The sequence below is a fragment of the Aliidiomarina haloalkalitolerans genome, from assembly GCF_003987315.1.
GTDB lineage: Bacteria > Pseudomonadota > Gammaproteobacteria > Enterobacterales > Alteromonadaceae > Aliidiomarina > Aliidiomarina haloalkalitolerans.
Genome location: NZ_PIPI01000007.1, coordinates 17,203 through 30,335 on the forward strand (window position 1 = coordinate 17,203; position 13,133 = coordinate 30,335).

9 protein-coding genes are annotated in these 13,133 nt (G+C 49.3%); 7 read left to right on the forward strand and 2 right to left on the reverse strand.

Annotated elements, in window-relative coordinates; all coding sequences use genetic code 11:
- The first annotated feature begins 29 nt into the window (after positions 1-29).
- Both CWE06_RS09510 and uvrD read left to right on the forward strand, forming a co-directional pair.
- A complete protein-coding gene (locus CWE06_RS09510) occupies positions 30-746 on the forward strand; it encodes an HAD-IA family hydrolase (RefSeq protein WP_126793510.1) in 717 nt (238 codons plus the stop codon).
- A 115-nt stretch (positions 747-861) separates the two neighbouring features.
- Positions 862-3,036, forward strand: a complete 2,175-nt coding sequence (uvrD, locus tag CWE06_RS09515; protein ID WP_126793512.1) for a DNA helicase II — start codon at positions 862-864, stop codon at positions 3,034-3,036.
- Here the strand turns inward: uvrD and rarD are convergent.
- Positions 3,033-3,971, reverse strand: coding sequence for an EamA family transporter RarD (rarD, locus tag CWE06_RS09520; protein ID WP_126793514.1), 939 nt, complete (start codon positions 3,969-3,971; stop codon positions 3,033-3,035). The two genes, uvrD and rarD, sit on opposite strands and share 4 nt — an antisense overlap.
- A gap of 29 nt (positions 3,972-4,000) precedes the next feature.
- On the reverse strand, positions 4,001-4,459 hold the full coding sequence (locus CWE06_RS09525; RefSeq protein ID WP_126793516.1) for a thioesterase family protein: 459 nt from the start codon (positions 4,457-4,459) through the stop codon (positions 4,001-4,003).
- 86 nt (positions 4,460-4,545) lie between these two features.
- Here CWE06_RS09525 and recQ point away from each other — a divergent pair, with 86 nt between their 5' ends.
- The 5 genes from recQ (at position 4,546) to CWE06_RS09550 (ending at position 13,099) form a co-directional block, all read left to right on the forward strand.
- A complete protein-coding gene (recQ, locus tag CWE06_RS09530; protein ID WP_241972537.1) occupies positions 4,546-6,381 on the forward strand; it encodes a DNA helicase RecQ in 1,836 nt (611 codons plus the stop codon).
- A gap of 271 nt (positions 6,382-6,652) precedes the next feature.
- The gene (locus CWE06_RS09535) at positions 6,653-9,895 is read left to right on the forward strand and encodes a TonB-dependent receptor plug domain-containing protein (RefSeq protein WP_126793520.1); all 3,243 of its coding nucleotides are present in this window, start codon (positions 6,653-6,655) and stop codon (positions 9,893-9,895) included.
- Positions 9,896-10,092: 197 nt separating this feature from the next.
- Positions 10,093-11,766 carry a carbon starvation CstA family protein gene (locus CWE06_RS09540; protein ID WP_126793522.1) on the forward strand — a complete coding sequence of 558 codons (1,674 nt, stop codon included), beginning with the start codon at positions 10,093-10,095 and terminating at the stop codon, positions 11,764-11,766.
- 28 nt (positions 11,767-11,794) lie between these two features.
- Positions 11,795-12,052 (forward strand): cory-CC-star protein, encoded by a 258-nt coding sequence (locus tag CWE06_RS09545; RefSeq protein WP_126793719.1) that lies wholly within the window; start codon positions 11,795-11,797, stop codon positions 12,050-12,052.
- Between the two features lie 30 nt (positions 12,053-12,082).
- A complete protein-coding gene (locus tag CWE06_RS09550; protein WP_126793524.1) occupies positions 12,083-13,099 on the forward strand; it encodes an ArsA family ATPase in 1,017 nt (338 codons plus the stop codon).
- Positions 13,100-13,133 lie beyond the last annotated feature (34 nt).

Genomic DNA, 13,133 nt, shown 5'->3' on the forward strand with positions numbered 1-13,133 from the left:
TAATTTATTTAAATAACTGAAAGGTCGTTATGTGGCAGTTTTATCGTCGGTTACAGCCGTTCTCTGTAATTAGTTTTGATTTAGACGACACACTTTACAATAACAAACCCATTATGACGCATGCCGAGCAGCATATCGCCGAGTACATCGGCCAACGCGTGCCGGCGGTCAGCCATATGAACGCAGCGGATTGGCGACAATTGCGTGAACAAGTGGCGGGTCGTAATCGTGAGTTGGCCAGTGACATGACGGCCCTGCGCGAAGCTGCCGTCATTGATGGTCTGCGGCAATTCGGAACTGAGCCCACACAAGCTTTGGTTGACGACATCATGGAAGAATTTCTCAATGTGCGTAACCAAGTCACGATCGATGAGCACGTGCACCAATTGCTCGCACGATTAGCAACCCAGTATGCACTCGTTGCGGTTAGTAATGGCAATGCGGATATTCAGCGCATTGGTTTAGGCCAATACTTTCAAGCGGCTTGGCGCCCAGGCCAAGGGTTGCGCGGGAAACCGTTTACGGACATGTTTGCGGCGGTTCACGATCGCTTTAGTTTGCAGCGCCCGTCGCAAATTTTGCACATTGGCGACCACCCGGTCAGTGATGTTGAAGGTGCACTCGGCTTTGGTGCGCAAGTCGTTTGGTACAGTCCAACGGACGCTGCAGCAGACACAAAACAAACCACCCGACTGCCAACGGCGCGAATTGAAGATCTGCAAGCACTGGCAGACTTATTGCGCTAATCAAATGCTAAACATGTGTTGACCGCGTAAGAACAGCGCGCTGAAATTGATTACTGGTTTTTTGTACAGTATCATGATGCGTTAAACGCAATCCTTTTTGACTCCGGAGAACTGAATGGACGTTTCTTACCTACTCGATGGCCTCAACGATCGCCAGCGTGATGCGGTGAGTGCTGGTGAGCAAGACATGTTAGTGCTCGCTGGGGCTGGTAGTGGGAAAACCCGGGTCTTAGTGCACCGAATTGCTTGGCTAATTCAAGTTATGAACGCCTCTCCGCTATCGATATTAGCGGTGACGTTTACTAACAAGGCCGCTGCAGAAATGCGTGGTCGGGTCGAAAAGTTACTTGGTCGCGATGTCCGCCACATGTGGATCGGCACGTTTCACGGTCTTGCTCATCGCTTACTGCGCGCTCATTACCAAGATGCAGGGTTACCGCAGAATTTCCAGATTATCGATAGCGATGATCAGCAACGGTTACTGAAACGCACGATCAAGGCGCTGAATTTAGACGACAAGCAATGGCCTGCAAAGCAAGCTGCATGGTATATCAATGCCAAGAAAGACGATGGCTTGCGGCCTCAGCACATTGATACCTACGACCCAACCGAAAAAACCCAGCTGCAAATTTATACCGCCTATCAAGAGGCTTGTGATCGCTCTGGACTCGTTGATTTTGCTGAGTTACTGCTGCGCGCCCACGAACTACTGCGTGATAATCGCCATGTTCGCGAACATTACCAACGCCGCTTCCGACATATCTTGGTCGACGAGTTTCAAGACACCAACCAAATTCAGTATGCCTGGGTGCGATTACTGGCGGGTCAGCAAAATAATGTGACGATTGTCGGCGATGACGATCAGTCGATTTACGGTTGGCGCGGCGCCCAAGTTGAAAACTTGCAGCATTTTTTGCGCGACTTTCCACAAGCGCAAACCATTCGCCTTGAGCAAAATTATCGTTCCACGGCGACTATCCTGAAAGCGGCGAACCAGGTGATTGCCAATAACAGTGACCGTCTTGGTAAAGATCTCTGGACTGAGGGCAATGACGGTGAGCAAATTTCTTTGTACGCGGCGTTCAATGAGCAAGACGAGGCGCGCTATATCGTCAGTCAAATTGTGCGCTGGCGTGATCAAGGTGGTGCATTGAGTGATGTCGCTATTCTATATCGCAACAACGCGCAGTCGCGAGTGCTGGAAGAAGGCCTACTTTACGCCAGCATTCCGTATCGGATTTATGGTGGTTTACGCTTCTTTGATCGGCAAGAAGTCAAAGACGCCGTGGCTTACTTGCGCTTGCTGAGTAATCGCCGCGACGACGCAGCCTTTGAACGGGTGGTGAACACGCCAAGCCGTGGCATTGGTGAGCGCTCATTGGGGCTTATTCGCGACTATGCACGCAGTCAGCAGTTACCCATGTGGTTTGCAGCGCAGGCAATGGTGAACGATGCCATTCTGAGTGGTCGGGCAAAGAGCGCTGTTGCCGGTTTTCTCGATTTAATTAATCAGCTCGACCAAGACTGTTTTGAGTTGCCGCTCGGCAAACAAACTCACAAAGTACTGCAAGGTAGTGGCTTGTTAGCCATGTACGAAGCTGAAAAAAGCGACAAAGCGGAAACACGTGTAGAAAACTTGAAAGAACTAGTCAGTGCCACGGAAACCTTTTCCCCGACCGGCGACGAGGACTTATCGCCGTTAGCTGAGTTTCTTGCGCATGCGGCTTTAGAGTCGGGCGAGGAGCAAGCGGACGCTCATCAAGACGCCGTGCAGTTAATGACGTTACATAGTGCGAAAGGGCTCGAGTTCCCTTTGGTGTTTATGACGGGCATGGAAGAAGGGACGTTCCCATCGCAAATGTCAGTGGGAGAGCCTGGTCGTCTCGAGGAAGAGCGCCGACTGTGCTACGTGGGCATGACCCGAGCGATGGAAAAGCTCATTTTAACCTATGCGGAAAGCCGGCGACTTTATGGCCAAGAAAACTTTCATCGGCCGAGTCGGTTTATTGCCGAGCTGCCCCCAGAAAGCATTCAAGAAGTGCGTGTTCAAACTCGGGTGCAACAGCCGCAAGCAACGCGTAGTCGGTTCCATACTGGCGCCTCGCACGAGTCCTTCGTACAAACAGGCTACCAGTTGGGTCAGCGGGTATTGCACCAAACCTTTGGTGAGGGCACCGTATTAAACTACGAGGGCACGGGTGCCCAAAGTCGCATTCAAGTGAACTTTGATGACGTTGGCAGCAAGTGGTTGATGGTTGCGTACGCCAAGCTCACGCCGCTCAATGGTTAATGGCTACTTGTTTTTTCAGCGCTGGCAATAACACGTGCCGCTTGTCTGACTTGGCGGTGCGTGCGCATAGCGTCATAGCTATACAGCGCTAGCGCCGTCCAAATCATCACGAAGGTAATGAGCTTGTCGGCGGAGAGCGGTTCGCCGTACAAGAATACCGCCAAGATAAACATTAAACTTGGCGCAATGTACTGGAAAAAGCCTAACGTCGAGTAACGAATCCGCTTTGCTGCACCGGTAAAAAATAACAAGGGTACCGTGGTTATAATCCCAGCAAAGACAAGCAAGCTATTCAGTTGCCAGGTGTTGGCAAGTAGGTTGCTGGCGTCACTATTGGCGAAACCAATAAAATAAACCAGCATGAGTGGTAACAGTAAAACCACTTCAAGAAACAGCCCCGTCAGCGAGTCAAACGGTAGCTTTTTACGAATTGCGCCATAAGTCGCAAACGAGCTCGCAAGCACTAAGGCTATCCAAGGTACCGACCCAAAAGTAATGATTTGTACCGCAACCCCAGTAATCGCTAATCCAATCGCATACAGTTGCAACCGGCGGAGACGTTCGGCAAAGAACAGTACGCCAATGGCGACATTGAGTAACGGATTAATGTAATAGCCCAAACTGGCGTCAAGAATATGATCATTCGCCACAGCCCAAATAAACAGCAGCCAATTTAAGCCGATTAGCACAGCTGCAAGGGCCAGAAGAAGTAATTGTTTCGGTGACCGCAAGGCAACCATGACTTGGCGAATTTTGCCACTTGCAAACAACAACACCAGCAGAAAAAAGAATGCCCAGAGAATCCGGTGAGTGAGAATTTCAAGTGCCGGCACGAAAGCCACCGCTTTGAAGTATATGGGAGCGAAACCCCAAATGCCGTAAGCGGCAAGAGCAAAAAGAACACCTTGGCGGGTTTGCGTGTCAGCTGTGGTCAAGGCTTGCCTCTTCAAAGTCAAATGTAAAATTAACCGACGATATAAGTGCCCGTGCCAAAAGCAATGAGCATGCCGTCTTCGTTGTGCATTTCCATGCGTGCAACGGCCACTTTGTTACCCGAGCGAATAATGGTTGCAGTGGCAATAAACTCTTGGCCGCGGCCTGGGCGCACATAGTCGACCCGCAAATCAATTGTGCCGCAGCGTGAAATACGCTCGACGACTTTCTCTAAGGACGCATCGTCGCTGAGTTTGTCGATGACACTTGCCATAATCACGACACCACCAGCAGTGTCGAGAGCAGTTGCCGTCACGCCACCATGGAGAATTTGCATGGGCGAGTTACCAATTAGTGATTCTTTCCAGTGAAAGCGCACTTCCGATTGCTGACTATTAAATTGCGTTACCTCGATGCCAAGATCTTTTTGAAAAGGGATCTTTTCATTCATAAAGGCTGAAATTTGCTCAATTATCGCTGATCGGGTCATAACTGCATGGTCATCTGTGGTCGGGACACATACAATAGAGAGCAACCCACTGACAGTCAACGTCGTAAAGGAAAATCGTGAGTCAAATTGGTACGCAAGCAGAATTAGTCCGTGCGGATCAGCCCGCAAACATTGCTGCAGCACGAACGTTGCTGGCTGATATCTTCGGTTATAGCGACTTCCGATTTGGCCAAGAAGCGATCATTTCCAGCGTGCTTGAAGGGCGTGATACGTTAGCTCTGCTACCGACCGGAGCAGGCAAGTCATTATGCTACCAGCTTCCCGCATTGCTACTTCCAGGTTTGACCATTGTTATTTCGCCGTTGGTGTCACTAATGGACGACCAAGTTGCCGCTTTACGTGAAGTCGGGTTGCCAGCCGCGGCAATTCATAGTGGCCTGAGTTCACCTGAAGTTGCCGAGACCTTTCATCAGCTGAATTGCGACCAAATTAAGGTTTTGTACTTAGCACCCGAGCGTTTATTACAAAATAGCTTTTTGCAGCGTTTGCAGTCGTTGAACGTTAGCATTATTGCTGTTGATGAGGCGCACTGTATCTCCCAATGGGGTCACGACTTTCGGCCTGAGTATGGGCAACTGGGGCAAATTCGCGAACGACTGCCAAATACGCCGGTTTTAGCTCTAACTGCGACAGCCGATGCAGTGACTCGCCATGACATTATCGAGCGTTTGCAGTTGCGCGACCCGGAGCTGATTCAAGGCTCGTTTGATCGGCCAAATATTCGTTACTTGGTACAAGAGAAATACAAACCTCGAGTACAGGTTCTGCAATATGTGAAGCGCCAACGTGGCGCGTCTGGAATTATCTATTGTGGCAGCCGCAAGCGTACTGAAGAGCTCGCCGAAGCACTCATGCGCGATGGTATTCGCGCCGCACCCTACCATGCTGGTTTGCCCCATGAAACACGAGCGCAAACCTTACGTGGCTTCATTCGTGATGACATCGATGTAGTGGTAGCGACCGTGGCGTTTGGGATGGGTATTAATAAACCCAACGTTCGTTTTGTCATTCATTACGATATCCCCCGCAGTGTGGAAGCGTACTACCAAGAAACCGGCCGTGCTGGTCGTGATGGTGCGCCCGCCGAAGCCTTGCTGCTTTTTGATCCAAGCGATGCTGCCTGGATTTGGAAAATTCTTGATGAACAAGATGACACGCCACAATTGCGGGTGGAAAAGCAAAAGTTCTCAGCGATGAATTCGTTCGCAGAAGCGCAAACCTGCCGCCGAGTCGTGCTGCTCAATTACTTCAATGAATACCGCGAGAAGAACTGCGGTAACTGTGATGTCTGTATCCAACCTCCGCGTCAGTACGACGGCACGATAGACGCGCAAAAAGCGCTCAGTTGTGTGTATCGCACCGGTCAGCAATTTGGCATCAATCACGTGGTGGAAGTATTACGTGGCGCCCAAACGCAAAAACTAAAGCAGCTTGGTCATGATCAGCTTTCGACGTTTGGTATCGGACAGGATCATTCGGCAGAATATTGGGTTTCGATTCTGCGCCAACTGATTCACCGAGGCTTGCTCGTGCAAGATATTCGTCGCCATAGTGCCCTGGTACTCACCGAAGAGGCGCGCCCTATTTTACGTGGCGACATTGCGCTGACACTCGCGGTTCCGCGGGTCGGTACAACCGTGCAAATGGAAAGCGTGGTTGAACGCGGACAGCATGATAAAGCGCTATTTCGTCGTCTGAAGCGCTTGCGTAAAGCCATTGCAGAGCAGGAAGAAAAACCACCTTATGTCGTTTTTAGCGATATGACGTTACAAGAAATGTCATTGTTGTTGCCGACAACCCGAGCCGAAATGCTGAATATCTCTGGCGTGGGTCATGTGAAGCTTGAACGTTATGCCGACGCTTTTATTGTTGAGATAAAAGATTATTTATCGACCAATTAATGATAGACAGTGTAACAACATTGAAAAGTTGTAAATAATTTGTCATCTAGCGTGATTAAACTATAATCAAAACTGTTATATTCGAATTACAAAAAGACAACAAAAAAGAGGCAAATTTGTGCAAAAAAGCAATGAAACTGTCACTAATTTGTCATAGAATACGCGCGTTTCGTTTTGGCGTTGTCATCGATTTGTCACAAATCGTTGGTAACGTAACGCGTCCAAAGCTTTTTAGAAAACTCTCACACACTAACTATGCAGGAAAATTGGCATGACTAAGACGACGAAACTGACCCGCATCGCTGCGGCAGTAGCGCTTACGTTGGGTATGTCTGGTGTAGCAATGGCGGAAACAGCTTCCTCTATGCGCGGCCAGATCGTTGGACCACAAGGTGAAGTGGTTGCAAATACTCGCGTAATCATCCAGCACGTTCCATCAGGCACCGTAACGACAGTAAACACCAACAACCAAGGTATCTTTACCGCTTCTGGTTTGCGTGTTGGCGGTCCTTACATCGTAATCATCGATTCAGAAGTATACGAAGGTAAAACCCTGGAAGACATCTTCCTGCAGTTGGGTGACCAGTATCGCTTAAGCGCTCAGTTAGACGAGCGTCGTGAGCAGTACGAGCGTATTACTGTAACTGGTCGTGCAATTAACACGACATCGTTACAAGCAGGTTCTTCAAGCACCTGGGGCGCACAAGAAATTCAAAACATGCCAGCGTTTGACCGCGACCTGAAAGACGTCGTTCGTCAAAACCCATTGGCAACTGATTTAGGTGACGATAACCGTTCATTAACTGTTGGTGGTAACAACCCACGTTACAACAGCATCACGGTTGACGGTATCGGCCAAAACGATGACTTTGGTTTGAACTCAGGTGGTTATCCAACGAACCGTTCACCAATTTCAATCGACGCAATTGAGCAGGTCTCAATTCAGTCAGTACCTTTCAACGCTCGTTACAGTGGCTTCGCTGGCGCGCGTATCAACGCAGTAACGCGTTCAGGTACCAACGAATTCCGTGGCTCAGTGTTCTATGAGTTCGCCAATGACTCAATGGCCGGCAATCCAAAAGCTAGCCGTTATCAGAAAGGCGCTAATCGCCCGAACCTAGACTACAAAGAAGTGACCTACGGTTTCAGCTTAGGTGGTCCAATCATTCAAGACCGTTTGTTCTTCTTCGTTAACTACGAAAACTATGAAGAACCAACGTCAATCGGCCAAGGCCCTGCAGGCTCAAGCGCTGTTGAAACCAAGAACATCGACCCAAGCGTGATTACTCGCGTACAGAATATCGCACGCGACGTGTATGGCGTTGACGCGGGTGACTGGAATGTTCAACCAGAGCAAAAAGACGAGAAAGTCCTCGTTAAATTGGACTGGAATATCAACAACGACCACCGTGCTTCATTCACGTATCAGCGTGCTGAAGATGCGGCAGCAAACAACACCTTAACCGGTGGTTTGACTAACTTAAACTTGAACTCACATTGGTATGCTCGTACTCAGAAAATGGATAACTTTGCATTACAAGTTTATTCAAACTGGACGAACAACTTCAGCACTGAGTTCAAAGCATCTGTGAAAGATGTATCGACAGGTCAAGACCCAATGCTCGGCCGTAACTTCGGTCAAGTTCAAGTTCGTTTTACTGCGGACGAGAACCCTGCGGGTAATGCTGGTCAAATCAACATCGGTCCAGACCGTTCACGTCATGCGAACAGCTTAGAAACCACCACAACTGAACTTCAGTTGCACGGTGAGTATCTGTGGGGCGCGCACCAAACGCAATTTGGTATCGAGCACCAAACCATCGACGTATTCAACGAATTCGTTCAGGATTCTTTGGGTAGCTTCGTATTTTTAAGCCTTGCAGACTTTGAAAACCGTTTTGCGGATCAAATTTCTTACCAGAACGCCTTCACCAACAATGTTGCTGACGGTGCTGCAAACTTCAAATACGGTAGCACGTCTCTCTACATCCAAGACACTTGGGATGTGAACTGGGACCTGACCTTAAGCTTCGGTTTACGTTACGAGCGCTTCAATTCTGATGATCGCCCAGCGTTTAACCAAAACTTCTTCGACCGTTATGGCTTCGAAAACACCAACAACATGGACGGTTTAGACCTATTGTTGCCACGTTTCAGCTTTAACTATGAGTGGACTGACAACATCACTGTTCGTGGTGGCGCTGGTATGTTCTCTGGTGGTCGTCCAAACGTGTGGATTTCAAACGCTTACTCAAACGACGGTGTAACTATTGTTGCTGCGCCTACGTTACGTAACGTTGAAAATGCTGACATTACCAACGTTCCGCAGCAAATGCGTGATGCGTTACAAGCAGGTGACGGTAACACCACGCCTATCGATCCTAACTTCAAAATGCCATATGACACGCGTTACAGCTTAGCGATTGATTATAGCGACCTTGACTTAGGCTTCTTAGGTGAAGGCTGGTTTGCTTCAGCAGAAGTTATCTATACCAACAAAGACCGCGAAGTAGCATGGACTAACTTAGCGAAAGCGCCTTTGTTAGACGATAACGGTAACCAAGTTACTTCAGCGGGCGGTCGTCCATTGTATGTGAGCTGGGACCCATTAGCTGGCCCACGTCCTACAACTATCGGTGGCTTTAACACCAACCGTATGGATGTGTTGTTAACTAACGTTTCTGGCGGCCGTTCAATCGTGTCAACCTTAAGCTTAGGTAACAGCTGGGATAACGGTTTGAGCTTCCGTACAAGCTATACGAACCAAGACGTGAGAGACATCACTTCTGGTGGTTCGTCTACAGCTCACTCAAACTACAACTTCCAAACTGCTATCGACAAGAACAACCCAACAGTTGGTCGTGCGTCATATGAAATCGAACACCGTTTCATGGCGTCATTGAACTACAACACTGAGTTGTTCGCGGGCTATCGTACCAACATTGGCTTGTTCTGGGATCGTACTTCAGGTCGTCCGTACAGCTATGCGTTGGATGCGTTTAACTTCCGTGGCTTCGGTGACGGTTCATCACAAGGTCTGTGGTCTTCAACTAACTACTTACCGTACATTCCTTCAGGTCCTAACGATCCAAACGTTCGTTACACTGGTGGCTTAACGTACGAAGAGTTTGCTGGTTACTTAGAAGCTGCTAACTTGACTCAGTTCGCTGGTGGCTATGCTGTACGTAACGAAGGAAACCGTGGTCCTTGGAACACCAACCTTGACTTACGTATCGAGCAAGAAATCCCAGGCTTCATGAAAGGTCACAAAGGTGCGATTTACTTAGATATCCGCAACTTCTTGGCTCTGATTGACAACACGAACCAACGCCACACTGTTAGCTTCTCTGACACCGGTGTTCGTTTAGCGTCAATCGGCATCGACCCAGAAACTGGACAGTACATCTACGGCCGTCCTTTCGGTGGCTTCGATGGCACTGGCGCTACTGCAACTCGTTTCAACGCGCGTGCGTCAACTTGGTCAGCGAAAATCGGTATCCGTTACCGTTTCTAATCGCTTAACCAGTTAAGCAAGAGAACGACAATCGGCCACTACTAGTTAGTGGCCGATTTTTTTGTTTTTAGAACGCCAATTAGCCAAAAGTCTAATCTGCTGCGTACTCAAACAATGCTATGTTAAAGAACGAACAAATTGATTAATGTGAGCAACGTCGGCAAGGAACGCGGGATCAACAACAAGAGAACTAACGCATGAATGCAATCTTTGTCTTAATTGCGGGTATTGGCGCAATGGCCTTGGGTTATTTTGTTTACTCAAAGTTTATTGCGGAAAAAATCTATCGTTTAGACCCAAATTTTCGAACACCAGCGCATGAATTTGAAGATGGCGTCGATTTTGTTCCAACTAATAAATACGTATTGTGGGGGCACCATTTCACCTCAGTTGCGGGTGCTGCGCCAATCATTGGCCCTGCCATCGCCGTAATATGGGGTTGGGTGCCAGCGTTTTTATGGGTGATTTTTGGCACGATTTTCTTTGCCGGTGTGCATGACGCTGGTGCGATATGGGCAAGTAACCGCAATAAAGCGAAGTCGATAGGGGCACTCACCGGCGATATCGTCGGTAAACGCGCTCGTAGCTTGTTTATGATCGTCATTTTCTTAGTTCTATTGATGGTCAATGCCGTGTTCGCTGTTGTCATCGCTGGGTTGCTTGTTGATTTTAACAGTGCGGTGATACCGGTTTGGGGCGCCATTCTTGTCGCTTTAATCATCGGTCAGCTTATTTACCGTAAATTAGTCGGCCTGTTGGCAGTCTCTATTATTGGTGTGATTGCCCTTTACAGTCTCATCGGCCTTGGCCCAATATTCCCTCTGGCCCTACCGGAAACCTTTTTGGGACTTTCTGACCGAGCCCAATGGATTGTGATTCTTTTCGGCTATGCGGCAATTGCATCGTTGTTACCTGTGTGGGTGCTTTTGCAGCCACGTGACTACATCAACGGTATCCAGCTCTTCATTGGTTTGATTCTGCTATACGCGGCCGTGCTGATTGCTGGCCCAGAAATGATCGCACCAGCTTTTAACACCGACGTACCTGAGGGCACGCCGTCCATGATACCGCTGTTGTTCGTGACCATCGCATGCGGCGCTATTTCAGGTTTCCATGGTTTAGTTGCCGGTGGCACGACCTCAAAGCAGCTCGACAAGGAAACCGACGCACGCTTTGTGGGTTACTTTGGTGCAATCGGTGAAGGTTCGTTATCGCTTGCGGCAATTATTGCGGCTGCAGCCGGTTTCGCGACATTAGCGGACTGGCAAGCCGTCTACCATTCATTTGGTCAAGGCGGCGTGAATGCCTTTGTGGCCGGTGGTGCGAATATTCTAAGTAATGGTATTGGCCTCAACGTCGACCTAGCACAGACCTTGCTGACCGTTATGGCGGTGTTATTTGCCGGCACCACCATGGATACCGGTCTGCGCTTACAGCGTTATATCTTCCAAGAATGGGGGCAAATTTATAACCTCAAATGGATGCAAAAAGCCGCGCCAGCAACATTGCTTGCAGTCGGTGCCTGTTTGTTACTTGCATTTGGTGCCGGCGGGGCCGATGGCTCTGGTGGGCTAATTATCTGGCCATTGTTTGGTACTACGAACCAACTCTTAGCAGGCCTTACCCTGTTGGTGATTACCGTCATGTTAGTGCGCTTAGGTCGGCCAATGTATGTCACTTTAATTCCGTTATTGTTCTTATTAACCATGACGGTCGCTGCTCTGATCATGCAATTAAAAACGTTCTATGCGCAAGAGAACTGGTTCTTGTTCGGATTAGACATTGTCGTTTTGATTGCAGCTATTCTGATCGCACTGGAGTGTGCGTCGGTTCTCAATCATTTACGTAAGGGTGATGAGAAACTTGAGTAACAGTAAGCTTGAGCAGAAACTTGGCAAGATAAAGGCGCTTTGGCGCAAGGCAAATGCCTTCGCCGAAGAGGCCTACAATGCGCCATACAGGTCGGCGATTGCGCGCGCGAAGCGCGAACAAGACGACCTGTTTATGCTTATGGTTTACTCGGAACTCATGGGAATTCCGAATCCAGTGAGTTTTTACACGCTTGAGTTGCAGCCGCTGATGCTCGAACGCTTCCACGAATGGCATATTCGTATGGGCATGGAGCACTCGCCACTTGATAATATCCGCTGTTGTTAACCTTGGCAGCGGACGAAGAGAGGAGGTGCAATGACTTGGCAGGCGTTTGACCAACCACAGCAGCAACAGCTGTTCGATAAACGGCTGTTGTTGGTCGGTGGCAAAGGTGGCGTCGGTAAAACGACCATATCTTCCGCACTTGCGTTACAAGCCGCAGCGCAAGGGAAGAAAGTTTTACTGATCTCGACCGACCCCGCGCATAACCTAGCCGATGTGTTTGACTGCAAGGTTGGTTCAAAGGCGCGGCGGATAAAAGATAATTTAGATGCTTTGGAAATTGACCCAGATGCTGAAGCGCAAGCTCACTTAGAGCGAATAATTGCCCAAATGAAACAGTTTGTGCAGCCATCGCTCTATGCAGAAGCGGAGCGCCAATTGCGCTTGTCAGCGAATTCGCCTGGCGCCCAAGAAGCAGCCTTACTCGAGCGCATTTGTCGCGAGATCGAGCACGGTTCTGCCCATTATGACCTACTTATTTTTGATACTGCACCCACCGGACATACCTTACGTTTGCTAACCTTACCCGAGGCCATGGCGGCATGGACGCAAGGCATGCTCAAGCATGACCAAAAGTCGTCTGCGCTGAGCGGCGTACTTGCACATTTGAGTCCGAAGAGTGGGCGAGACATCGATAACCCGCTTGCGGAACCCGAGCGGCTTGCAAGTGCGGAAATGAGTCCTCGTAGTCGAGGAATTACCGAGACATTGCTGAACCGGCAACGCTTGTTCCAGCGCACCCGACGAATTCTCCTCGATGCAACGCAAACAGGGATTCTCTATGTACTGATTCCGGAAAAACTGCCTATTCTAGAGACGCAGCGGGCGGTCGCCACCTTGCAAGATGAGCACTTACCGGTTGCCGCATTGTTTGTAAACCGTGTCTTACCAGCGACGGCGGACGGCGAATTTCTTGCCGCTCGCAGGGCTCAGGAGCAAATGCGACTGGGCGAGATAGCCTCGGTGTTTAAAAAGTTGCCGCTGTATCAAGTTCCGCTTCAGGCCACCGATATCCAAGGTATTGAACAGCTCACGACCGTGTTTGCCTAATTGAAATGACAGCTAGCGCAAACGCCTAACACCC